This is a genomic window from Thaumasiovibrio clandestinus (genome assembly GCF_047250365.1).
GTDB lineage: Bacteria > Pseudomonadota > Gammaproteobacteria > Enterobacterales > Vibrionaceae > Thaumasiovibrio.
In genome coordinates, this window is record NZ_JBLBVL010000005.1 from 33,743 (window position 1) to 57,507 (window position 23,765).

Annotated in this window: 21 protein-coding genes and 1 pseudogene; 21 read left to right on the forward strand and 1 reads right to left on the reverse strand. The window is 41.4% G+C overall.

Translation table 11 applies throughout. From position 1 onward, the window contains the following. Positions 1-18 precede the first annotated feature (18 nt). The 5 genes from sixA to ACKLNH_RS09055 all read left to right on the forward strand — a co-directional run bounded on the left by sixA (position 19) and on the right by ACKLNH_RS09055 (position 5,508). Complete coding sequence (gene sixA, locus ACKLNH_RS09035) at positions 19-483, forward strand: phosphohistidine phosphatase SixA (RefSeq protein ID WP_413111930.1); 465 nt, start codon at positions 19-21, stop codon at positions 481-483. A gap of 381 nt (positions 484-864) precedes the next feature. Further along, positions 865-1,767, forward strand: a complete 903-nt coding sequence (locus tag ACKLNH_RS09040) for a hypothetical protein (protein WP_413111931.1) — start codon at positions 865-867, stop codon at positions 1,765-1,767. Between the two features lie 137 nt (positions 1,768-1,904). Further along, positions 1,905-4,031, forward strand: a complete 2,127-nt coding sequence (locus tag ACKLNH_RS09045) for a YjbH domain-containing protein (protein WP_413111932.1) — start codon at positions 1,905-1,907, stop codon at positions 4,029-4,031. A 167-nt stretch (positions 4,032-4,198) separates the two neighbouring features. Beyond that, positions 4,199-5,284, forward strand: coding sequence for a chorismate synthase (gene aroC / locus ACKLNH_RS09050; RefSeq protein ID WP_413111933.1), 1,086 nt, complete (start codon positions 4,199-4,201; stop codon positions 5,282-5,284). An 86-nt stretch (positions 5,285-5,370) separates the two neighbouring features. Further along, positions 5,371-5,508 (forward strand): PA3496 family putative envelope integrity protein, encoded by a 138-nt coding sequence (locus ACKLNH_RS09055; RefSeq protein ID WP_413111934.1) that lies wholly within the window; start codon positions 5,371-5,373, stop codon positions 5,506-5,508. 181 nt (positions 5,509-5,689) lie between these two features. On the opposite strand, the gene prmB is transcribed toward ACKLNH_RS09055, so the two are convergent. Next, complete coding sequence (prmB, locus tag ACKLNH_RS09060; RefSeq protein ID WP_413111935.1) at positions 5,690-6,622, reverse strand: 50S ribosomal protein L3 N(5)-glutamine methyltransferase; 933 nt, start codon at positions 6,620-6,622, stop codon at positions 5,690-5,692. Between the two features lie 52 nt (positions 6,623-6,674). Between prmB and smrB the strand changes: the two genes are divergently transcribed. From smrB to galU, 16 genes and pseudogenes are all read left to right on the forward strand, one after another. Further along, a complete protein-coding gene (gene smrB / locus ACKLNH_RS09065) occupies positions 6,675-7,226 on the forward strand; it encodes an endonuclease SmrB (RefSeq protein WP_413111936.1) in 552 nt (183 codons plus the stop codon). Positions 7,227-7,272: 46 nt separating this feature from the next. Next, a complete protein-coding gene (locus tag ACKLNH_RS09070) occupies positions 7,273-7,641 on the forward strand; it encodes a hypothetical protein (RefSeq protein ID WP_413111937.1) in 369 nt (122 codons plus the stop codon). Between the two features lie 820 nt (positions 7,642-8,461). After that, on the forward strand, positions 8,462-9,583 hold the full coding sequence (locus ACKLNH_RS09075; RefSeq protein WP_413111938.1) for a polysaccharide export protein: 1,122 nt from the start codon (positions 8,462-8,464) through the stop codon (positions 9,581-9,583). Between the two features lie 125 nt (positions 9,584-9,708). After that, complete coding sequence (locus tag ACKLNH_RS09080; protein ID WP_413111939.1) at positions 9,709-10,155, forward strand: arsenate reductase/protein-tyrosine-phosphatase family protein; 447 nt, start codon at positions 9,709-9,711, stop codon at positions 10,153-10,155. A 154-nt stretch (positions 10,156-10,309) separates the two neighbouring features. Beyond that, complete coding sequence (locus ACKLNH_RS09085; protein WP_413111940.1) at positions 10,310-12,466, forward strand: polysaccharide biosynthesis tyrosine autokinase; 2,157 nt, start codon at positions 10,310-10,312, stop codon at positions 12,464-12,466. A gap of 888 nt (positions 12,467-13,354) precedes the next feature. Next, positions 13,355-13,462 (forward strand): annotated as a pseudogene (locus ACKLNH_RS20645) (IS30 family transposase); the annotation flags it as partial. Positions 13,463-13,539: 77 nt separating this feature from the next. Then, positions 13,540-14,793: an oligosaccharide flippase family protein gene (locus ACKLNH_RS09090; protein ID WP_413111941.1), complete on the forward strand. Its 1,254-nt coding sequence runs from the start codon at positions 13,540-13,542 to the stop codon at positions 14,791-14,793. 2 nt (positions 14,794-14,795) lie between these two features. Further along, positions 14,796-15,686, forward strand: coding sequence for a glycosyltransferase family 2 protein (locus tag ACKLNH_RS09095; protein WP_413111942.1), 891 nt, complete (start codon positions 14,796-14,798; stop codon positions 15,684-15,686). Then, entirely contained in the window at positions 15,683-16,885 is a 1,203-nt protein-coding gene (gene wzy / locus ACKLNH_RS09100) for an oligosaccharide repeat unit polymerase (RefSeq protein WP_413111943.1), read from the forward strand. Before ACKLNH_RS09095 ends, wzy begins: the two co-directional genes overlap by 4 nt. After that, the gene (locus ACKLNH_RS09105; protein WP_413111944.1) at positions 16,882-17,856 is read left to right on the forward strand and encodes an acyltransferase family protein; all 975 of its coding nucleotides are present in this window, start codon (positions 16,882-16,884) and stop codon (positions 17,854-17,856) included. Before wzy ends, ACKLNH_RS09105 begins: the two co-directional genes overlap by 4 nt. 67 nt (positions 17,857-17,923) lie before the next feature. After that, positions 17,924-18,355: an acyltransferase gene (locus tag ACKLNH_RS09110; protein ID WP_413111945.1), complete on the forward strand. Its 432-nt coding sequence runs from the start codon at positions 17,924-17,926 to the stop codon at positions 18,353-18,355. 8 nt (positions 18,356-18,363) lie between these two features. Beyond that, a complete protein-coding gene (locus tag ACKLNH_RS09115; RefSeq protein WP_413111946.1) occupies positions 18,364-19,281 on the forward strand; it encodes a glycosyltransferase family 2 protein in 918 nt (305 codons plus the stop codon). Between the two features lie 63 nt (positions 19,282-19,344). After that, on the forward strand, positions 19,345-20,160 hold the full coding sequence (locus tag ACKLNH_RS09120) for a glycosyltransferase (protein ID WP_413111947.1): 816 nt from the start codon (positions 19,345-19,347) through the stop codon (positions 20,158-20,160). Between the two features lie 18 nt (positions 20,161-20,178). Then, a complete protein-coding gene (locus ACKLNH_RS09125) occupies positions 20,179-21,183 on the forward strand; it encodes an NAD-dependent epimerase (protein WP_413111948.1) in 1,005 nt (334 codons plus the stop codon). A 120-nt stretch (positions 21,184-21,303) separates the two neighbouring features. Further along, positions 21,304-22,470, forward strand: coding sequence for a nucleotide sugar dehydrogenase (locus tag ACKLNH_RS09130; protein WP_413111949.1), 1,167 nt, complete (start codon positions 21,304-21,306; stop codon positions 22,468-22,470). 121 nt (positions 22,471-22,591) lie between these two features. Beyond that, positions 22,592-23,512, forward strand: coding sequence for a UTP--glucose-1-phosphate uridylyltransferase GalU (gene galU, locus ACKLNH_RS09135; RefSeq protein WP_413111950.1), 921 nt, complete (start codon positions 22,592-22,594; stop codon positions 23,510-23,512). Positions 23,513-23,765: the final 253 nt, after the last annotated feature.

Below are 23,765 nucleotides of genomic sequence, written 5' to 3' on the forward strand. Positions count from 1 at the left end.
TGAGTGATGGATTCTATTATGCGTATTTTAATTATGCGTCATGGTGAAGCTCAAACCTTTGCCCACACCGATCCGCTGCGCCCGTTAACAACGCGTGGTGAGCAGGATTCGGTAAACATAGCGGCAATGTTGAGCGAAAAAGGGTTAGGCCATATTGACGTGGTCTGGGTGAGCCCATACCTACGCGCCGAGCAGACATGGCGTGCTGTGCAAACGCATATCGAGGCAAAACAGGTGCAGACCGAAGAAGGGATTACCCCCTATGGCGATCCTGAGCAAGTGGCGAGCTACATTAAAGCCTTTGTTAGTGTTGAACGTCCAGATAGTTTGATGTTGGTATCGCATTTACCCCTAGTTGGCTACCTGACTGCCGAGCTGGTTCCCAACTTGCCTGCGCCAATGTTCCCCACCTCAACCGTTGCCTGCATCGAATACGACCCTGACACAGAACAGTCTGAACTATTGTGGATGGAACGCGGCTAATACCTTGACCTTGCTCCCTTGTGTTGATTGTTATTGATAGCGGTGATTTGTGTCACGCGAGTGAGTGGTCGTAACGACCAGTTTCGCAAAATATAAAATTCATGTGTGATTAATTTTATATGGTGGTAATATCAGCTCCTGAGTGGATGAATAAAGAGACATCCATGTCCAATTTCTGACGATTTGCATTTCTGGCATAAAGGACAGCTAGGGAACAACATAAAAGGGGGGGTGGCTGCTCAGTGGTTGGCGACGAGCGGAAACTCGACTGAACAATAACTAAACCCCTTGAATGACTCTTACTGTTGGCTAGGCAGGAGCGCTCACGTAAACGTGACCCAGCAAATCGCAGCGTTTTGATTTACAGCTAAGGAGACGGTAGTGAAGAAGACAATTTTGGCCACGTTGGTGGGCAGTGTAATTTTATCAGGGTGCTTTTTTGATAGTGATGATCCAGCATCAGTATCAAAAGAGGTGCAAGCTTATGATCCGGCAATTTTCGGCATTACTTCAACATTTGAGTGTGAAGATGGCAGCAAAGGCACAACCGCGAAGAGTGATGTAAAAGGATTGGTTTATATCGATGCGCCTACGTTTGTCTCGGCACCAGAAACATGTTCGATTGAGTTTGGGCCAACAGCTGGTGCAAAAGATATGTCGAATGGCAAAGATTTGTCGAAAGCTGTTTATTCAGCGCCAAAAGGCCTATTTAGCGCAGATGCTCCAGCCGCAGCAACCCCACTCTCTACGTTGATTGCGAAAACGCTTGAAGCGCAGGGTGTGGAAGAATATGACGAGTCAACCGCACTAGAAGTGATGAAAGACCTAGGCTTAGATGCCATCTTTAATAACAACAACATTTCAGTAGCCGATCTATTAACGGCGCCAGAAGCGACCATTGCTAAGTTACCAGCGAAAGATCTAACCGTGGTTTCAGCGACTAACACCGTTTTGTCAGATGCGTTGGTTGCCCAGCCGAATAAGCCTGTAGCTGATATTGCCAAAGTAACGAAAGTGATCGCTGAAGATGTGGTAGCGAAAAACCCAGATTATCCAAAAGGCAATAATGGCGAAGACGTTGTTTATGTCGATGTTGGTGACGTATTAGGTGATGACGCTATATTTGAAGAAGTCGTGAAAGTAGACGATCCAAAAGACCTACCTTCAGACATTACCGATAAAACGGATAAGCCAACTGTTGGTGAGCCTGTAGACCCAGAAGATCCAACCGGTGGCACCGGTGGTACGGGTGGCGACGGTGGTGTTGGTGACGGCAATGGCTAAATAACGATGATTCAGTAGTGATGACCTAACGGCCGTCATTAACAATCATGGTTATATTCAACCGCAATTAATTTGCTCAAGGCACCTGCGGGTGCCTTTTTTCTCTATTATAAGAACAAGTGATAAGGATATCAGCAGTGGCAAGGCTCCCTTCTTTTTCTGCTCGCGGCTTGGCTTTCGGCGTTGCTATCGCATCGGGCTGTGTTATCTCCAGCAGTGCATGGGCACAGATCGATACGTTTATCAGTAATCAGAGTTTTACTGGCTTAGTCTTTACCCCCAATGCGCAAGTGACCGAGTATGGCAATTTTAACTACTCCTTTGGTCAAGGGGTGCCTTTTTATCGCAGCCAAAATGGCTCAGGCATAAGGGAGTGGGATAATTGGGTGGGGGCGTTAGGCTTTTTTCCGGGCGCAGAAGGAGTCGGGCGCGTTGTAGTAAAAGGTAACTATACCTGTAATCAGTATGTTGAACCTAACTGCCCAGGGCGTGACCTCTCTGCTTCAATGAAAGTCCAACTGCCGTTTATTTATGATTTTACCGGCATTCATGTGGCTGCGGGGATGCAGGACATTGGTGGTGCGGCGAATAATTTCGATGTTAAGTACATTGTCGCAGATAAAACCTTTGAATTTTTACCGCTGCGCGTCTCAGCGGGCTACGGTCAGTCAAACTTTGGCTCAGGGGTAATGCATGGCGCATTTGGTGGCATTGAGCTGCAACCTTTGCCCTTTGCCCAGTTCGTGGGTGAATACGATGCCGTTGAAGCCAACGCCGCTGTGCGTCTGTTTACGCCGCAAGGCTACTTGCCGTTTGATGCCCAGTTAGGGGCGCAATACCAAGTGTATAGCAGCCACGAAAAAGATCTCGACATCTGGAACATTAATGCCTCGATTCCATTGATAGGAAGAGACAAAAATAAGCGCATTGCACAAAACAGTTTAGAGCTAACCCAAGAAGAGCGCTTAGCGATTGAGCTAGATAAAGCCTCGGTATCTAATCGCCAATCGATGCTACAAGCCCTGTTAGATGAAGGTTTTTTAAATGTTCGTTTAGGGCAGCGTGATGCCGACAACGATAATCCGGTTACAGTGATCGAACTAGAAGATCGCCGCTATAATCACAACAAAGCCGATGCATTAGGCGTTGCGCTGGGCATTGTCGCGTCGCACCTCGAAGGCAATGGCAATGGCCAAGCTGATATTGCCGTGTCGTTATTGGAAAATGGCATTGCCATGATTGAGGCAGAAACCAACGCCAGCTGCTACCGTGAGTTTTTGTCTTCTGGTGTACCTTGTTCTGTTACTCAGTTTGTTAATGCCAGTTATGCCAATGGCGAGACCGAGTGGGAGTTGGCACGTCAAGCCTCGGGCTTTGGACGTGTGCAAGTCGTTTTAGCCCCCTCGTTGTACCATACTCTAGCCACAGAATATGGCTTTTTCGATTACTCACTGGCGCTAGCCAGCAATGTGTATGTGCCGTTATGGCGCGGCGCCTCGTTGGATGTGCGCCACCTGTTGCCATTGGCCAACAGCGACGATTATGATGACGGGCGTATTTGGGGTAAGAACCGACACGAAAGCCAAGTAGATCGTATACTGTTAAATCAAACCTTTGGTTTGCCGCATAACATCTATACCCAGTTTAGCGTGGGTCATGCCTTTGGCAGCTACAATGGTTGGCTAAATGAAACGGTGTGGAATTCACCTCAAGGCATGCATACGCTAGGTTGGCAATACTCGGAGTGGAAACCAGAAGATAGAACCGATGATTATGGCCGCTTCCGGCCGGTTCGCGAAACTCAACTTGCGACCTATACCCTAAACTTGCCAGCGTTTAATTGGCAAGGACAGGTTGAAGCGGGCAAGTATTTTGGCCAGGATGAAGGTTATAGCCTGTATAGCCACCACTGGGTGGGCGATACCAAAATAACCGCGCGCTACCTAAACAGCAAAGCCAAAGGCAGCGATCTAGCCGAAGAGTTTCTTAGTATCGGGGTAACCATTCCGTTAACACTGAACCGCGATATGAAGCCGGGCTATGTACAGGTGCGCGGTAGCGATGAATTTGAATATGCGATTCAAACGCGTATTAATGCGAAAACACACAATAACCTAAATAGTGGGCTTGGCAACCGTGTGCGGATGCAAAACCGCATAGAGCGCCGTTACTTAAACCGTAACCGTATGTCGCCAGCGTATTTTGAGCAAAATGAGCAACGTTTGCGTAATGCCTATTTACGTTACTTAGATGTAAGAGGCTAAATAACCACCGATAAATAGGGCCAGAGTGGTGAAGACCACACAGGCCCTATGGGTATATGTGCTAATTTCTCCTTGCCATTCGTCTGTTTTTCCAGCATTATCAAATGTTCATAATTATTCACACGATGTGATCACAATCAGATTACTGCAACGCAACAGGGGACGTCATGGCGGGAAATTCTATCGGCGATTTATTCCGAGTTACTACTTTCGGAGAGAGCCACGGGGTGGCTTTAGGCTGTATTGTTGATGGATGCCCTCCGGGGATTTCACTGACTGAATCCGATCTTCAAGGCGATTTAGATCGTCGTCGTCCAGGCACATCAAAATATACCACGCAACGTCGTGAACCGGATCAGGTTAAAATACTGTCTGGGGTGTTTAATGGCGTAACCACCGGTACCTCGATTGGATTACTGATTGAAAACACTGACCAACGCTCAAAAGATTACTCGGAGATCTCGCAGCTATTTAGGCCTGGGCATGCCGATTACACCTATCATCAAAAATATGGTGTGCGTGACTACCGCGGGGGTGGGCGTTCATCGGCACGCGAAACCGCCATGCGCGTTGCTGCTGGGGCCATTGCTAAAAAGTACCTTAAACAGGCCCACGGTATCGAGATACACGGTTACTTGTCACAAATGGGTGATATTGCCATTGATCAGGTAGAGCTCGATCAGATTGAGCAAAACCCTTTTTTCTGCCCCGACCCCACCAAGCTTGAAGCTTTTGATGAACTGATCCGTGCATTAAAAAAAGAGGGTGACTCTATTGGTGCCAAGGTGTCTGTTTTGGCTTCCCATGTTCCGGTTGGTTTAGGCGAGCCGGTATTTGATCGCTTAGATGCCGATTTGGCGCATAGCCTGATGTCGATCAATGCGGTGAAAGGGGTGGAGATTGGTGACGGATTTGGTGTTATCGCGCAAAAAGGCAGTGAACACCGTGATGCACTCACCCCAGACGGCTTTTTATCGAATCATGCTGGTGGCATTTTAGGCGGTATCTCATCAGGGCAAGATATTATCGCCCATATCGCGTTAAAACCGACATCGAGTATTACGGTACCGGGTAAAACCATCACGACGAACGGGGAGTCGGCAGAGGTGATCACCAAAGGGCGCCACGACCCATGTGTTGGAATACGCGCCGTACCCATTGCCGAAGCAATGATGGCAATCACCTTAATGGATCACTTACTGCGCCACCGCGCACAGAATGCTGGTGTGGTAACAGAGACACCGACAATATAAAAATTTAATAGGCATTCGCGGTGGGGGCACGCTGTTACCTCACCGTGGTTGTTTAATACACAGCATTGATATTACAAGGATCGTAAATGAAACGAAAAGTGAGCGCAGAAACAGAGCAAGTTAAAGAGAGTAAAACCAGCAAACAGCGTCAGGCTGAAGCGCGCCGGAAAATAGAAGAATACTTTGAGCAGAAAGAGCTAGAGAAAGAGCTAGGGGCTTTTTAGTCTGGTCTGTTTTTAATTCAGCACGGTAAAAGAAAAAAGAAGCAAGAGAAGAGGGGATAGCGCTCTTCTCTTGCTTTTCGCGTTTAAGACCTTGTCGTTCGCGTTAAGACTAGGCTGGCTTAATTATGCTATCGCCTTAATTATAAAGCTTAGTCTCGGTATAGCTTAGTTTCGGTAAAGCTTAGTCACGATACAGCTTAAACGTGTCAGCGCAATCTAGCAGCTGCTGACGAGTCAGCATAAACACACCGTGCCCGCCGTGTTCGAACTCAATCCACGTGAATGGGATCTCAGGGTACTGCTCCATCATATGAACCATCGAATTACCCACTTCACAGATCAAAATGCCCGTCTCTTTTAGGTAGTCTGGTGCGTTAGCCAAAATGCGACGAACCAGTTTTAAGCCATCAGTGCCAGCGGCAAGACCCAGCTCAGGTTCGTGTTCGAACTCATCTGGCAGGCTGTTCATGTCTTCTTCATCAACATAAGGTGGATTGGTAACAATCAGATCATATTTGTCTTTTGGAATATCCCGCAGCAGATCAGAGCGCATTGGAATCACCTGTTGCTCTAGGCCATGATCTTGAATGTTTTGCTCGGCTACCGCTAGCGCATCGGTCGATATATCAACAATATCCACTTCAGCGTTTGGAAAGGCGTGAGCGCAAGCAATACCGATGCAGCCACTGCCCGTGCAGAGATCTAAAATTCGGCTAGGCTCTGGTGTTAACCATGGTTGAAATTGCGCTTCGATTAATTCAGCAATTGGTGAACGTGGCACCAACACGCGTTCATCAACATAGAACTCCAAGCCACAGAACCATGCTTTATTGGTGAGATAAGCGGTAGGCACGCGTTCATTAATGCGACGCACCACACGCTCTACTATGCGTAGTTTTTCACTGCTTGTTAGGCGAGATTCGCGCACATGGGCGGGAATATCGATGGGTAGATAGAGGCTAGGTAACACCAGCGCGACGGCTTCATCCCACGCGTTATCGGTGCCGTGGCCGTAAAATAGGCCTGCTGCATTAAAGCGGCTAACTGTCCAGCGCAGTACGTCCTGCAGGGTATGAAGCTCATTTACAGCTTCATCAACAAAAATCTTATCCAAAATAGCCTCCGAAAAGGGTTACAATAACGCCAGGTGTACAGGAAAATTAGACATGAATCGACATAAGCCAGAAGCGGACGACGAATTCGCGCTATTCCGCGACGCAGTTAAAGGCGTTAAAAAGATAGCGCATGATACCATAACTCACGATACACGAAAGTCGGCTTCTTCAAAGAAAGAAAACGCCTCAAGTAAACGGGGTAAGCTGTCGATAAGAGAAAGAGAGAATCATGAATTCTATTTCTCGGATGAGTTTGAACCGCTACTGAACGAGCATGGGCCAATGCATTATGCCAGGCACGATGTCTCTAAGTATGAGGTGAAAAAATTACGACGCGGTATTTATGTGCCAGATATCTTCCTTGATATGCATGGAATGACACAACAAGAAGCCAAACGCGAGTTGGCCGCCATGTTAGCGGTGTGTGTAAAAGAGGGCGTTGCTTGTTGTTGTGTTATGCATGGTATTGGTAAGCACATATTGAAACAGAAAGCCCCGTTGTGGCTAGCTCAACATCCTAATGTAATGGCATTTCACCAAGCGCCACTTGAGTTTGGTGGTGATGGTGCGCTGTTAGTGCTGGTGGAAGTGCAAGAGAGATAGGTATATTTACGCCCTAACGTCAGGCATTTTAAGATTAAGTGAGACCATGAAAAAAACGTTTCCTCTATTCATCTTAACCCTTGTGGCTGGTTGCACTCAGCTGAGTCAGCCAAGCAGCCAGCATTTCACGCATTTAGATGCTAACGGCGCGATTCATTGGTCTGACGGCAACAGCGATGAAATGATCATCTCGCCGTCTGGCAGTACACTCACCTTTCCGGCAGCACGGGCCAGCGTGTTATCCCCAAGTGGGGTCACCATCTATACCCGTATCGATAGTGCGCGCAATGGTGAGTGCGAACATTACTATACTGAAGGCGAGCTGCGCCGTCGGTTGACCATTTGTGCTAATACCGAAGTGACAATGATGAACGAAGGCAAGGTTGAACGCGTCGGACGTTTACGGCTCCATTAATATGACCTCGATATGCAAAAAAAGGAATCTGCCAAACAGTGGCAGATTTCGTTGTATGTCAGTGATTTTGTCTTTATCGCCCTTCATATAGTCCATTCTTATATCGCTCAGTAGAATAAATAACCTTGCATTAATAACTAGGCAGTATGCCCCGATCTGTCTATTGATGATTTACTCAACAAATGGCACAGCAAAGTGTGCGATAACCCCACTTTTGCACAAGTGATAGTTGAATGAGTGTCACACTTTTGTGTAATGTGACGGTACAATAATAGCAATTCTTAGCTGTTGATCGAGAACTGATCGCGATTGACTTTTGCCTGTTTTTCTTTGCTGTAACGTTACGCGTGATAGAAAGATAGATAGTGTGAATGGTTATTAGTAACCAATTGCACATTAAATAGAGCAGCTGAGACTAAAAATAGTGTCAAAATAAGACGCACATTGTTGCGTATGCATCTTATTGCTGTAATATTGTGCCGTTATTTTGACACCATAACTCTGCGAAATGACAAGGCATTCAGTCGTATAGACAAAATGCCACAGATAAAAAAGAGTCATTCGTAGAATACAACTGAACATAGCACGGATAGCAAATTGGGAGCTGCAACCTAAGGGCGGTAGCGTACCTAAATGGCGTTAGAAGGTTAGGCTTTTCTTATCGTAAGTGCATATCGTTGTGGTGGCGTTTTTTGCGCCATGAACAATAGACTTGCGGTAGCTGCATCATTTCCCTTCCCATATACATATCTACCTTATGTAAAAAGCTGTCTGTGCTGAGTTAATTTCTTTCGCCTCTTTATTAACTTAGTTGAAGCTAATGACATTTCAAAAACCTTTTCTTGCACTTACTTTGTCGGCTGCGTTGCTGGCAGGCTGTACTATGCCTGGGCAACACTTGTCTTTGGACGACAAGCCAATAGTTGGTGAACGCCACGATATAGACCTTAATCAACACGTAGCGGTATATCCGTTAACACCAGATTTGCTATCGACCCTTCGTCGCCATGAACCCTTCGCACGAATTCACCCTGCGTTGGATGCGGAAGTGTCTCAGTATGAATATCGCGTGGGCCCTGCCGATATTCTAAATATTACCGTTTGGGATCATCCAGAGCTGACCATTCCTGCGGGATCGTACCGTAGTGCCAGCGACTCGGGTAATTGGGTGCACGCAAACGGCACCATTTTCTACCCTTATATTGGTTTTGTGCGCGTAGCCGACAAAACCGTGGGTGAGATACGCGCGGATGTCGCTCGGCGTTTAGCCGAGTTTATCGAAAGCCCACAGGTCGATGTTAATGTTGCCTCTTTCCGTTCACAAAAAGCCTATATTACCGGCGAAGTGAATAACCCAGGTAAACAGCCGATCACCAATGTTCCGCTTACCCTACTGGATGCCATAAACCAAGCGGGCGGCCTCGATGCTGATGCCGATTGGCGCAATATCAGCTTAACCCGAGATGGGGTAGAAGAATCTCTGTCGCTGTATGCCTTAATGCAGCGCGGCGATCTCACCCAAAACCGTTTGCTCCGTAATGGCGACATTATTCACGTTCCACGTAACGATGCTCAAAAAGTGTTCGTGATGGGCGAAGTGAAAGACCCGCAAACATTAAAGATTGACCGTTCTGGCATGAACTTAACGGAAGCATTAAGTAATGTGGGCGGATTAAACCAATTAGCCGCAGATGCCACGGGCGTGTTTGTGATTCGCAGCCATGTTGATCAAGACAATCGCATCGCGGATATCTATCAGCTTGATATTTCCGATCCGACCGCCATGGTGTTAGGCACAGAATTTTCGATTGAACCCTACGATATTGTTTATGTTACCGCCGCGCCTATTGAGCGCTGGAACCGTGTTGTACGTCAGCTATTGCCGACCATTTCCGGCTTTAATAACCTGACCGAAGGGGCGTTGCGGGTAAGAAACTGGTAATCGCGATTATAGCCGCTACGTGTATTCGATTAAGCCAATCGCTGCGGTAAGCAGCTTGGCTTAAGCTGGTATTAAAAATTCGTTTAGTTAACAGGAGGTGGAAGCGCGCGCTTCCACTGAGCATTATGTTTAACTCTATTCTTGTTGTTTGTGTTGGCAATATTTGCCGTTCGCCTACCGGCGAACGCCTATTGCAGGCACATTTACCAAACAAAACTGTTGCCTCTGCGGGCATTGCGACAGAAAAAAGCCGTTTAACCGGCAAAGCGGCAGATAGCACGGCGGCAGAGGTCGCCTTGGCGCATGGTGTAACCCTAGAGGGCCATGCCGCACAGCAGCTTACTGCAGAGCTGGTACGCCACTATGATTTGATACTGGTGATGGAGAAGGGGCATATCGAGGCCGTATGCCAAATTGCCCCCGAAGTGCGCGGCAAAACCATGCTATTTGGGCAGTGGATTGGTCAGGTAGACATTCCCGACCCTTATCGCCGCAGCCGAGAGGCATTCGATCATGCATGGCGTTTGATAGACAACGCCGCGGCTGAGTGGGCCAAAAAGCTCGGCCGTTAAAGGCTGTCCAATATAGCGGTGCATTGCGATGATGAATTGCGGAAATGCATTGCTGTAACTGTCGCTACAATGTGATTTACAACAGATAAGACCGCGTCTTCGCAAACATATGCGATGACGGGTTCACCCCTCTTTTTAACCTATTAGTAGATTTATGACCATATCCCAACACACCCAATCCAATACCGTGGACGCAGATGAGATCGATCTGGGTAAGCTGTTTGGCCTTTTGCTAGATAGCAAGTGGCACATTGTTATCTCTACCTTTTTATTTGCCGTAGCCGGTATTGCTTATGCATTGATGGCGACGCCCATTTATAAAGCCGATGCGATTATTCAGGTTGAGCAAAAAAGCTCAGGCGGGTTAGCTGCGCTGGGCGAAATGGGCGAAATCTTCTCGGCGGAATCCTCTTCGACCACGGAAATTGAAATTTTAAAATCGCGCATGGTATTGGGCGAGACGGTGGATAACCTTAATCTGACCGTGTCGGCAACCCCAAAATATATGCCAGTGGTTGGCAAAGGGTTAGCCCGTTTGCAAGGGGATCAGAGCCAAATCAATGTTGGCCGCTTCGAGGTGCCCATGCACCGTATTGGCGAAGGCTTTACCCTGCTCGCAGACGGTGAGGCATTTACCTTACAAGATGGCGAAAAACGCACCGTGCTGAATGGTAAGGTGGGTGAGTTAGCCATTAACGGTGAATTTGCCTTATTAGTGACCGATTTGCATAGCGATGCCACCAATACGTTTAGTCTGCAACGTCGCAGTCGTTTTCAGGCAGTGACGGGCTTACAACAATCGCTGTCAGTTTCGGAGCGAGGTCGTCAGACCGGTATTCTATTGCTAACCATGGAAGGCGAAAGCAGAGCACAAATTAGTCGTATTTTGAACGACATTAGCCGCAACTACTTCTTACAAAATGTGGCGCGTAGTTCGGCAGAAGCAGAAAAGAGTTTGGTGTTCCTTAGTGACCATCTGCCAGAGATTAAAACTCAACTCGACGGTTCGGAAGAAGCGTTGAATGTTTATCGGGTTGAGAATGAATCGGTCGATTTGGGCCTAGAAGCGAAAGCGGTGCTGGATGTTATGGTGAAGCTGGAAGCGCAGCTAAACGAGCTGACCTTTAAAGAGAGCGAAATCTCACAGCGCTTTACTCAAGAACACCCAGCGTATAAATCGTTACTCGACAAACGTAGTACGCTTCTTTCAGAAAAACGCCGTTTTGAAAAACAAATTCAAAACTTACCGCAAACCCAACGTGAAGTGCTGCGCTTAACGCGTGACATGGAAGTGAACCAGCAAATTTATGTGCAACTGCTTAATAAAGTGCAAGAGCTAAACATAGTTAAAGCCAGCACGGTAGGCAATGTGCGTATTTTGGATGCCGCAGAAGCGTACCCCCACGCGGTGAAACCGAAAAAGCCACTGATTGTGGTATTGGCGACCATGTTGGGTGGCATGCTGGGTGTGGCGTGGGCGCTGCTAAAAGCTGCCTTTCATAAAGGCGTGGAAACACCGGATCAAGTTGAGGCGATTGGCTTGCCAGTGTATGCCAGTGTGCCGATGTCTGATTGGCAGGTGGAGATGGAGAAAAAGACCCGCCGCAAAAAGCACACAGACATATCTGAAACCTTGTTGGCGGTATCTAACCCGGCCGATCTCTCTGTTGAGGCGCTGCGTAGCCTGCGTACAAGCTTGCACTTTGCCATGATGGAAGCGAAAAACAACATCATTATGATCTCGGGCCCAAGCCCAAGCGTGGGTAAATCCTTTGTCACGGCCAATTTAGGTGCGGTTATCGCCAACGGTGGGCAGAAGGTGCTGGTGATAGATGCTGATATGCGTAAAGGGCAGATGGAAAAACAGATGTCGGTAAACAGCACCCCGGGCTTGTCTGACATTCTGGTTGGCAAGGTGGAGGCGAGCGCTTGTGTTAAAGATGTTGGTGTCGATAACCTACATTACATTGCCCGTGGTGATGTGCCACCCAACCCGGCAGAACTGTTAATGCACCCCCGTTTTGCCGAGCTAATGGCGTGGGCATCAGCAAACTACGACATGGTATTGGTGGATACGCCGCCAATTTTGGCCGTTACCGACCCTGCTATTGTCGGCGCACATGTTGGTACCACACTGTTGGTAGGACGCTTTGGTCAAAACCCAGTCAAAGAGGTTGAGGTAACCAAACAACGTTTTGAACAAAATGGCATTGAAGTGAAAGGCTTTATTTTAAATGCTGTAGTACGCAAAGCGAGCAACCACTACGGTGGCGATTATGGTTATTACAACTATAGCTATGAGTCGAAATAAAGCGGCAAAATAAGAGATAAAAGAGTGCTCCAAAACGTTCTTTTTCGGAACCTATTGGGGCGCTCTTCTAACTTTAAGTAATCTCTATAAAAAACTTGAAGTTAGCTTAACTTACCTGTCTCAAAAAAGCGTAAATCTGTCTCACTAACGCAAATTTAACTGAGATGATGAGCCGCAAAAATTGCAGACAACCCGAATAGTACTCTGCGAAATAGCATGAACATCTTAGCAATACAAGGATTTAGTGTTTAGTCTATTTCGCAATTTATATGTGCTTTCCATGGTGTTATCCAAATGAAGTTATCGTAAGTTACGAATCACCGTGCTTATCATATTCAATGTTTTCCTCCCTAAGGGCAGCTAATTATGAGAAAGCTTACGAAGCCATTTACGCATTTTTCAGCCATTCATGCCTAAAAACCGATTACATTGGTATCTTTGTAAGTCAAGATAAAGGCCATGATCGTTTAGAAAATTGCTGCGCCTTGGAGTTTGAGTAGCTGGGGATGAAAACGGTTGGAATTATCGTCAATGTGCGTCAAGAAAATAAGTACGCCACTGAGTCAGATAAGACCGAAAGGTTTTACATCAACTTAAAGAGTTTGAGAATCAAAGAGCTTTATGATGCAACGCGTGTGCATTGAGGGGGAGAGCTGATGCATTGGCAGCTCTATGTGGCGTTTCGCGAAGATGCATGCCGTATTAGGGGCGACGATCGTACAGAGGCTTTTTCAAGGATCAGGTAGGTCTGTTTAAATATGCTGAAGCAAGAAACAACCTTTAAAGGAGGCATTTAGCGCAAGATAATAAAGTGTGCGATGGGTGAAATTTATTTGAGCAAGGTACTCAGAGCCCTTGCATAACGCAGAAGTTCATGCGATTGCCGTGGATGGTGACATTCAGTTTGCTCAGTCAAGGATTAACAACCGTCCAAGGAAGTGTTTAGGGTTCAAGCAGCCCGCTATTATTTTCAAAAAAATGGCAATAGCTGCTTGATATTAGAGAGTGTCGCACTTCGAAGTTGAATTCGGGTATAAGTAATAATAACTAGGTAAAAACTAAATAGACTTATAATGAAATCAAATATATTTTTAAAAAATTTAACTCTCGTGATGAGTAGTGCAGCTAGTGCACAAGCTCTTGGTTTTATGTTTATTCCTTTGATCTCACGGATGTTTTCTCCAGAATCAATAGGTGTACAGAATTTATTTCTATCGTTAGCTGCAATCTTAACTCCACTTGGTGCGCTAACGCTACCTTTAGCTATTGTATTAGTAAAAGGAAAAGATAGAGTTTCTATAGTGACTAATGCAAGTATTAATATATCTATAGTTATATCTGCTGCTGTATTGGTCCTTATCTTTTTACTAAAAATGCTGAATCTTGATTTTGCATTTATTACAAACCTAGGTTCATGGTTATACTTACTACCATTTTACCTCTTATTTTTAACGTTAATAGATATAAGTAAAAAAGTTCTTATAAAAAATAATAAATATGTTACTTTATCAAAAGTGAATTTGATTAATGCTATCGTAGTTAATTCTTCTAAAGTTATATCAGGTTTTATATCACCAACAGCATTCTCATTATTTGTTTCAGTACATATTGGGGTTATATCTAGTGCAATTTATTCAATAAAGTTATCTGGTGTAAAATATAAAAAAATAGGTATCAAAAAAACTCGTGATGTTATGAAAGAGTTTTATGACTTTCCTCTTTTTAGATGTCCTCAGATGTTGATCAATGCACTATCTCAAGATATGCCTGTCATTTTACTTGCAAGTATGTTCAATGTTACTGTTGTTGGATATTATGGGATGGCCAGATTATTTATGACGGCACCAATTAACTTATTGGGTAATTCTTTGAATAGCCTCTTGTATCCAAAGTTTGCGGAGAATGCAGATTCTTCTGTTGAATTATTTAGACTATTACTTCGCTCGACCGTTGCGTTAGCAGTATTTTCTTTCCTTCCCTTTTCTATAGTCTTTTTTTGGGGCGGTGAGTTATTTAGCATTCTTCTAGGTGACTCTTGGAAAGAGGCTGGGGTTATAGCTGAATGGTTATCTATAATGAGTTATTTTTCATTACTGGCTAGACCAACAATAAGTTTAATACCAGTAATTAATTTTCAAAAACAATTTTTAAAATATGAATTGTTTAGTTTCATAGTTAGAGTATCAAGTATATTTATAGCTTATTCCATCTTTGAGTCATATCTAGGAGTAGTTGCTACTTTCTCAATTATATCATCTTTTATCTATATATTACTTATTGGTATCATCTTTCATATCGTATCAACTAATAAAATTAAAAATAGGTAGTTATGTTAATATCAGTAATAATACCGCATTATAACTCACCAAATAGCTTAGATTCATTATTGTCTTCTATTCCAGAACATGAATTAATTGAAATTATTGTCGTTGATGATGCCAGTTTGAATAAACCACATAAAGAAAACCATACAAATAGAAATGTTAGGTTCTTAAATAATAATTCAAAGGGAGCAGGATCTGCAAGAAATGTTGGAATAAAGCATTCGACGGGAAAATGGCTTTTGTTTGCCGATGCTGATGATCTTTTTGTCACCGAAACTTTTAAAGAGTTAATCACTTTAGAAGATGATGGAAGTGACATAATCTTCTTCCCACCAACTAGTATTAATACTGATACTGGACAAGTAGGGACTAGACATTTGAAATATAAATCACTATTTTATAACTCGCTTGATAAAAGCAGTGAATCTATTAACAAACTGAAGCTGCATTTCTTAGTCCCTTGGAGTAAATTGTTTAGAACAGATCTAATTAAAAACAGTCAAATAAAATTTGACGATATCATGTATTCGAATGATGTAATGTTTTCAGTTAAATCTGGAATAGCAGCAAATAAAATAAACAATATAGATAAAACACTTTATGTTGTGACTCAAGGTGGTGACTCTTTAACTAAAAACAGATCCAAAGAGGCCTTTGATGCTAGGTTTGAAACAGCACAAAGATTTAATGATTTCTTATGTATAAATAACAAGCATAAATATCGTATGCCACTTTTAAATTATGTTATTTGGTCAAAATCATTTGGTTTTAAGTGTCTATGTACAACATTATACAAATCAATAAGAAAACCAAACCGTTTAGTTAATTTAGAAAAGATTAGAGAGTATAGCTCACTTAGTGATGTATTTAAAAGAATTAGAGATTTGTTAAGATGAATCTAGAAAGACGAATATTTTATAAGTTGTATTTATATTGTAATATAGTCGTTGTTTTAGGGTATTTATACTTTGGCACTATTGGTGGTGATTTGAGAGGTTATGTGATAACTTCTCCAATGCTGCTTATAGTAAGCCTGGTAGTTACAGTTACCATGTTGTATTTTATATGTGCTGTTTTATATCCTATCATGTCAAAGGTAAATATTAAACCAATAATACATATCAATCGTTATTTTGTTCTTGATATAATAATTCTAATCGTAAACGTTTCTCATGGCGTATTCTCTATAGCCTATGATGTAGGTTTAGCTGGTATTTCAATAAGTAGTGATGTCCCTAAGATCCCCCTATATTTATCAATAGTTATTCAACCTACATTCTTACTTTATATTTATTTAGCATTTACTGGAGATAAAAAAAGAAAACTACTGATTGTTAATGCTGGAGTCATTTTATTAGTATCTCTTCTTAAAGGGTGGCTATCCTCGGTTATGTACTTAACATTTATTGCCGTCATGATATATAGAGATTTCTTTATTAGAGAAAAGGTGAAGTTTTTAATAATAGCCTCTTTAGGTGTGATCTTATCTCCTTTTTTTAGGTTCATGAAAGCAGTTTCTTCTGCAGTTAATGGTAGTGAATCTAATATTTCATATATTGAAGCAGTTGGTGCGGTCATCAATTATAGGGAAATAAACTCAATTTCAGATTTTCTAAACACTTACTTATTTTCTGTCGTCGAACGTTTCGAACATGTTGGCATATTATATTACGTTATGGTGGATGATAAAGTAAGGTATCTTTTTAATGACTATAATGTTACGCCCTTTTTCGCTGAAGGTTGGATCCAGAATAGGTTATATTCATCTTTTTCATCTTTGAATAATGTGGACATGCAGTTTTTGTTGGCTGAAATGATTTATCCATATGTCAGGTGGAGAGTCAATACAACATTGCCTGTTTGGTTATATGTGGATGCAAATAACATATTATTATTAATATCGTATGTTTTGTTTTTAATGTTTATTTGTATCTTACTAAGTAAACTAATCTCTACAAGAGTAGTAAACCTTTCTTGGTTAGCTACTTTAGTAATGCTCCACCATGGCTGGTTTTATAGTTATTCTCTATATATTCAAGCTTTAATGGTTTTTGCGATTATGTTAGTAATTTTACGGGTTGCTAGAATGCTATGAATAAAAGTAGAGTTTTTTATATTGATTTTCTACGTTTTGTCGGTTTGATTTTGATTTTTCTTGCTCATGTTGAGCCTCCCAGCCTGATATTTGAGATTAGAAACTTTGATGTATCATTAATGGTATTTGTTTCTGGTTTGTCATGTGCACTCGTGCAGAAGAATAAAGGTTTTACTTTAAGCTTTAATTATATCTATTATAGAGCACAGAGGTTGATACTACCTGTGTGGATATTTTTAACCTTTTATTTCATTGTCAGATGTTTTTTTAATGAGTTAATCATACAAGAAGTTGTAACATCATATTTAATGATTTCAGGTATTGGCTATGTTTGGTTTATGCGTGTGCTTATTACTTTTGCAATAATTTCTCCCATGATAATCTACATTGAGAAAAAACATGGGCTATTCCTAGTTTTTATCCTTTCTTTGCTAGGTTGGCTATTTAATACATTATTTTTTAATATTTATGGTTACAATCGTCTTTTAGATGTGATTGTGTTTGATTGGCTAGGATTTATACCTTTGTTTGCCTTAGGTTTATATATTAATAATATTAAATCTAAAATGCTAGTTTTTATTACTGCTACTTTATTTATGGTAATTGTATCTTTCTACTGGTTTTATGGCGACTTAAATTTCCAGTTTTTTAAATACCCGCCAAGAGGTATATATATCATTTATGGAGTTTTAGTTAGTGCTATATTGTACCTACTTGTGACTCAATTTGTTTTTTTTTATGATGGTAAAAATAAATTAATTACATTTGTTTCAAAGAATAGTATGTGGATTTATCTGCTACACATTCCATTAATTCGCCACTTTGTATTTGTTTTTGACTGTTGGATGGAGCGGTTTATTATTGTGTGTATTTTGTCTGTTGTGATGGTTTACCTTAAAAATATCATAGTGACCATTGTTGAGAAAAAAACTAATACTAAAAACTGGTTCCTATCAGCACTGCGAGGCTAAGGAATATCTTGATTTTATTTAATACTAGGATAATGATTTGTATTTAATCTGTCGTATATTATTGAAGATGAAAGTAATAGTATATAAATTCTTTCATTATAACTTATTTAAGGGTGTTATTCTTTTTGATGTGCCTAAAGTAATATATAGTAAGAATGTCCAGTTAGGAGAGGGTAGTCGAATTAATTCGAATGTTTTCATCCATGGACAAGGACATGTCGAAATAGGAAGAAATGTAACTATATCCCATGGGGCAACTATTTTATCGACAGGTTATTGTTTGGATGATTGGGCTAATAATCAAAAGAATAAAATGCATGTTCATGGCAAAGTAACGATAGCAGATAATGTATGGATAGGTGCCAATGTAACAATTGTCAGTGGGGTAAATATCTCTAAAGGGGTTGTCGTTGGTGCTGGATCAATAGTAACTAAAGATTTGATTTGTTCAAATGCACTTTACGCTGGAGTGCCAGCTCGAATGATAAAACAATTATAGGCCTCAATATGAATGATGTGCTAATTACAATTTTTACACCTACGTATAATCGTGTAGATAAGCTGCAAGACTGTCACAATAGTTTATTATCTCAGACTAGCAATAATTTTTGTTGGCAAATTATAGATGATGGTTCTACAGATGAAACTGAGGAATTAGTCTCCAAATGGATAAACACATCACCCTTTAACATAGAATATATTAAAGTGACAAATGGTGGGAAGTGTAGGGCAATAAATAAAAGTTTAGAGCTAACTAATACAGAATTATGGCTTTGCCTAGATTCTGATGATTATTTAGTGCCTGACGCTGTTGATGTTATTGAATCTGAATTCTATGATATCCGAAACTCAGATGATATTTGCGGCCTTTTTTCTTTAAGAGGCCTAGATGATAAAACACCAATGCAAGGCAAAAGAATACCGGAAAATATAAAATTTTGTACTCAGGGATATATAAGATATAAATTAAATATTTCACCAGAATATGCTCATGTTTTTAAAACAGAAGTTGCGAAAAGCTTCGTGTATCCTAGTATCCCAAATGAAAATTATTTTCCTCTAAGTTATGTGTATGATCAGATTGATACTACTTATTGCTATAAAGTCATTCATTCACCATTTATGATTTGTGAGTATCGAAATGATGGTTTAACTAAGAATAAAAGAAAAGTAGTAGCAAAAAACCCCCTTGGTTATACAAAGTATAAAAAACAACTAGTTAAGCTTGCCCCAACATTCAAAGAAAAGTGCAAAGCTGTCTGTACATATATTACTGGCTGTTTTCTATCGAAGACAAACCCATTCAAAGAGTGTGATTTTAAACTTCTTACTTTTATATTTTTACCTGTTGGTGCTTTAGACTATACCCTTAGATATAAGTTGGATTTTAAACTCGATATGGAAATAAAAACCAAAGATATTTAACTAAGTTTTTTATAGTATGAATTATTATGTGTTTTAAATTTATTTCTTTTTATGGTGGTTTTTATGTGTAAAGTAGCTGTGGCTATGTCGGTTTATAAATCTGACAAGGCTTTATTTGTCAAGAAAGCTATTGATAGCATTCTTAATCAATCATGTTCCAATTTTGACTTGTTTGTTGAGGTTGATGGCCCTGTTTCAGATGAGATTAAGATAACTTTAGAAGGCTATGACACACTTGATAATGTTTATATTAACTTTAATGAAATCAATAAAGGTTTAGCATATAGGTTAAATTCAATTATTGACCGAGTTTTGTTATGTGGTAAATACACCTATTTAGCTAGAATGGATGCTGATGACATTTCAGGTGAATGTAGACTACAAAAGCAGGTTTCATTTCTTGAGAGTAATCAAGATATAAGTGTTGTTGGTTCTGATGTTAATGAAATTTCAGATGATGGGGAATTTTTGTTTTATAAGAAAATGGATGCTAAACATGAGGCTCTCGAAAAAAGAATAATAACAAAATGCCCATTCAATCATCCATCTGTTATGTTTAAAATAGATGTGTTTACTGAAGGGTTTCGCTATAATTCAAACCTCAAGAATACTCAAGACTATTATCTTTGGGTTGACTTATTAGCCAATGAAAAGAAGTTTGCGAATATTAATGAACCATTGTTGGATTTTCGAGTTTCAAACGGTTTTCATTCTAGACGGGGTGTAAATAAGGCTTTGAATGATTTAAAATCAAGGCTTTATGCATTTGATAAATTGAATTGTTATAGTATTGCAAATATAATACACACTATAGTACTATTCATGTTGAGGTTATCACCGCCATTTGTAAAAAAATTGGCTTATAAGTTTTTACGTTAATTTTTGTTTGGAGGTTTTATGAGGTATTTAGTTACTGGGGCATCTGGATTTATAGGTAGTAGAGTTTCAGAAAAGCTTAATAGTCTTGGTCAGACAGTAGTTGGTGTTGATAATAATAATGACTACTATGATGTTAATCTAAAGTTTTCTCGATTAGAGCGTATTAATAATAAATTATTTACTTTTATTAATATGGACTTCTCTGATAAATCCGCAGTCCAGTCGTTATTTGAAGAATATAAGTTTGATCGTGTTATTCATCTAGGTGCTCAGGCTGGTGTTCGTTATTCAATCGAAAATCCAATGGCTTATGCTGATTCCAACCTTATTGGCCATTTAAACATTCTCGAAGCTTGTCGCCACCATAAAATTGAGCATTTGGTGTATGCATCATCAAGCTCTGTGTATGGTTTGAACGAGAAAACACCCTTTGAAACTTCAGACTCAGTTGACCACCCTGTTTCTCTTTATGCCGCGACGAAGAAATCTAATGAGTTGATGAGTCACTCTTACTCGCATCTTTATGACATTCCAACCACTGGACTTCGTTTCTTTACCGTATATGGTCCGTGGGGTCGACCGGACATGGCGCCGTTTATCTTTACTAAAAAGATTTTGGATGGCGAAACTATTGACATTAATAATAACGGTGACATGTGGCGAGATTTCACCTATATCGATGATATTGTTGAAGGTGTAGTTCGTATTGCCGATGTTATCCCTAAGCGTAATGATGACTGGACAGTTGAAGCGGGTACTCCTGCAACGAGCTCTGCTCCTTATGCGGTTTATAACATTGGTCACGGTAGTCCAATCAACTTGATGGAGTTTATCTCAGAAATTGAGAAAGCTTTAGGTATTGAAGCTAAAAAGAACTTTCGTGAAATGCAGCCTGGTGATGTTTACAAAACTTACGCTGAGACCCAAGACTTGTTTGATGCAACCGGCTATAAGCCACAAGTTGGCGTTAAAGAAGGGGTTAAGAAGTTTGTTGATTGGTATAAAGAGTTTTACGATAAATAATCTTTTCCATTTATCTTATTGAAACAAAAGCAGGCTATTATTAACATATTTTAATGCCGAGATAATTATCTCGTTATATAGCTATTTGCTGTCATTATAATTTAAACAGTTGGACGTTAAATGAAAATTGCAATTGCAGGTACAGGCTACGTTGGCCTATCTAATGCGGTACTTTTATCGCAGCATCATGAAGTTATTGCTGTTGATATTATTCAACAGAAAGTTGACTTGCTTAATGATCGTATGTCACCGATTGTCGATGCGGAAATAGAAGATTTTCTTGCGAATAAACCCCTTAACTTACGAGCCACTTTAGATAAGCAGCTGGCTTATCAAGATGCTGAGTTTGTCATCATTGCCACTCCAACTGATTATGATGTTGAAAACAACTACTTTAATACTTCTTCTGTTGAAGCTGTCATTAAAGACGTTATGGCAATTAATCCTAATGCAGTAATGGTAATTAAATCGACTGTTCCAGTTGGTTACACCGCGCGTATTAAAGAAGAGTTGGGCTGCGATAACTTGATCTTTTCACCGGAATTCTTGCGTGAAGGCCGTGCATTGTACGACAACTTGCATCCGTCACGTATTATTGTTGGCGAACGTAGTGAACGTGCAGAGGTTTTCGCGAACTTGCTTGTAGAAGGCGCGATAAAAGAACACATTCAAGTTCTTTTTACTGATTCAACAGAAGCAGAAGCGGTTAAGCTGTTCTCAAACACTTACCTTGCTATGCGTGTTGCTTACTTTAATGAGCTAGATTCGTATGCCGAATCTCATGGTCTGAATGCTCGACAAGTTATTGAAGGGGTTGGGTTAGACCCACGCATTGGCAGTCACTACAACAACCCATCGTTTGGGTATGGCGGTTATTGCTTGCCGAAAGATACTAAGCAGTTACGTGCGAACTATGCTGATGTACCTAACAGTATTATTGGTGCCATTGTTGATGCTAATACGACGCGCAAAGACTTTATCGCTGATAGTATTTTGAAACGTAATCCTCAGCGCGTGGGCATCTATCGCTTGATCATGAAGGCCGGGTCGGATAATTTCCGCGCCTCAAGCATTCAAGGTATTATGAAACGCCTTAAAGCGAAAGGTATTGAAGTCGTTATTTTCGAGCCAGTCTTAGAAGAAGAAGAGTTCTTCCACTCTAAAGTAATGACCGATTTGAACGAGTTCAAATCAAGTTGTGATGTGATTGTCTCAAACCGCATGGCTGAAGAACTTAATGATGTTGAAGATAAAGTCTACACTCGCGATCTTTTTGGCAGTGATTGATCAACGGTTTCACTTATTACGTTTGTAGAAGTATTCCTTTTAGTCAGTGAACATAGAAATTGTGGTTGGCTATTTCTAAATTAGGCTAGCCACCGTTATTCATCTCTCAGGTTTTGAACTAATGAAAAAAATAACAAAAGCCGTCATTCCAGTGGCGGGGCTAGGCACACGTATGCTTCCAGCAACCAAAGCCATTCCCAAGGAAATGCTACCGATTGTTGATAAGCCGCTTATTCAATATATTGTTAATGAATGTGTGGCTGCAGGCATTAAAGAGATTGTGCTGGTAACGCACTCTTCAAAAAATGCAATTGAAAACCATTTTGACACCTCTTACGAACTAGAGGCGACCCTTGAAAAGCGTGTTAAACGTCAGTTGCTCGATGAAGTGCAATCCATTTGTCCACGCGACGTCACCATTATGCATGTGCGTCAAGGTCACGCGAAAGGTTTGGGTCACGCTGTACTGTGCGCCAAACCTCTTGTCGGCGAGTCGCCATTTGCCGTGGTGTTGCCAGATGTCATTTTGGATGAGTACACTGCGGATCAAGCGCAAGAAAACTTAGCGGCGATGTTGAAACGTTTTGATAAGACTAACGCTAGTCAAATTATGGTTGAGCCGGTGCCAATGGTCGATGTGTCGAAGTACGGTGTTGTTGATTGTGGTGGCGCTGCACTATCAGGTGGCGAATCTCATGCTATGACCGCAATGGTTGAAAAGCCTGCTGTTGAAGAGGCACCATCTAACCTCGCTGTTGTTGGCCGTTATGTATTGTCATCGAATATTTGGGACAAACTCGCAATCACACCGCCAGGCGCGGGTGATGAAATTCAGCTGACTGATGCCATTGACATGCTAATGGCAGAAGAAACTGTTGAAGCCTTTCATATGACCGGTAAGTCGCACGATTGTGGTGACAAGTTGGGTTACCTAAAAGCCTTTGTTGAGTATGGTCTGCGTCACGACGCATTGGGTGGTGACTTTTCTGATTATTTAAATAGCTTGATGGGCGCGGAGAATAACTTGAAACTGGTTGGCTAATACCGTTAATTGGATAAGGCGCTCGTATTACTTATTTACATAAAAATGTAACAAAGATAAGGTAGTTATAAATAAACTGCCTTTTTTTCAATACAAAGCTGTTATAATCGTTGCTACCCAAGCTACTGTGTTATTGGTTAATTATTACATAGGCGCTAGGCGATATTGTTTTCAGTTGGCATGTGATCAGGTTCACAGATTATATTCGATATTGGCTGTTGATAATAATTGGTTGGCAACTGATGAATTACAT

Bases quoted from the DNA above. Each gene is read 5' to 3' on its own strand.
- aroC (WP_413111933.1), top strand. From the start codon at position 4,199: ATGGCGGGAAATTCTATCGGCGATTTATTCCGAGTTACTACTTTCGGA.
- ACKLNH_RS09095 (WP_413111942.1), top strand. From the start codon at position 14,796: ATGTTAATATCAGTAATAATACCGCATTATAACTCACCAAATAGCTTA.
- smrB (WP_413111936.1), top strand. From the start codon at position 6,675: ATGAATCGACATAAGCCAGAAGCGGACGACGAATTCGCGCTATTCCGC.
- ACKLNH_RS09080 (WP_413111939.1), top strand. From the start codon at position 9,709: ATGTTTAACTCTATTCTTGTTGTTTGTGTTGGCAATATTTGCCGTTCG.
- ACKLNH_RS09110 (WP_413111945.1), top strand. From the start codon at position 17,924: ATGAAAGTAATAGTATATAAATTCTTTCATTATAACTTATTTAAGGGT.
- galU (WP_413111950.1), top strand. From the start codon at position 22,592: ATGAAAAAAATAACAAAAGCCGTCATTCCAGTGGCGGGGCTAGGCACA.
- wzy (WP_413111943.1), top strand. From the start codon at position 15,683: ATGAATCTAGAAAGACGAATATTTTATAAGTTGTATTTATATTGTAAT.
- sixA (WP_413111930.1), top strand. From the start codon at position 19: ATGCGTATTTTAATTATGCGTCATGGTGAAGCTCAAACCTTTGCCCAC.
- ACKLNH_RS09085 (WP_413111940.1), top strand. From the start codon at position 10,310: ATGACCATATCCCAACACACCCAATCCAATACCGTGGACGCAGATGAG.
- ACKLNH_RS09090 (WP_413111941.1), top strand. From the start codon at position 13,540: ATGAAATCAAATATATTTTTAAAAAATTTAACTCTCGTGATGAGTAGT.
- ACKLNH_RS09130 (WP_413111949.1), top strand. From the start codon at position 21,304: ATGAAAATTGCAATTGCAGGTACAGGCTACGTTGGCCTATCTAATGCG.
- ACKLNH_RS09055 (WP_413111934.1), top strand. From the start codon at position 5,371: ATGAAACGAAAAGTGAGCGCAGAAACAGAGCAAGTTAAAGAGAGTAAA.
- ACKLNH_RS09125 (WP_413111948.1), top strand. From the start codon at position 20,179: ATGAGGTATTTAGTTACTGGGGCATCTGGATTTATAGGTAGTAGAGTT.
- ACKLNH_RS09115 (WP_413111946.1), top strand. From the start codon at position 18,364: ATGAATGATGTGCTAATTACAATTTTTACACCTACGTATAATCGTGTA.
- ACKLNH_RS09120 (WP_413111947.1), top strand. From the start codon at position 19,345: ATGTGTAAAGTAGCTGTGGCTATGTCGGTTTATAAATCTGACAAGGCT.
- ACKLNH_RS09075 (WP_413111938.1), top strand. From the start codon at position 8,462: ATGACATTTCAAAAACCTTTTCTTGCACTTACTTTGTCGGCTGCGTTG.
- ACKLNH_RS09070 (WP_413111937.1), top strand. From the start codon at position 7,273: ATGAAAAAAACGTTTCCTCTATTCATCTTAACCCTTGTGGCTGGTTGC.
- ACKLNH_RS09105 (WP_413111944.1), top strand. From the start codon at position 16,882: ATGAATAAAAGTAGAGTTTTTTATATTGATTTTCTACGTTTTGTCGGT.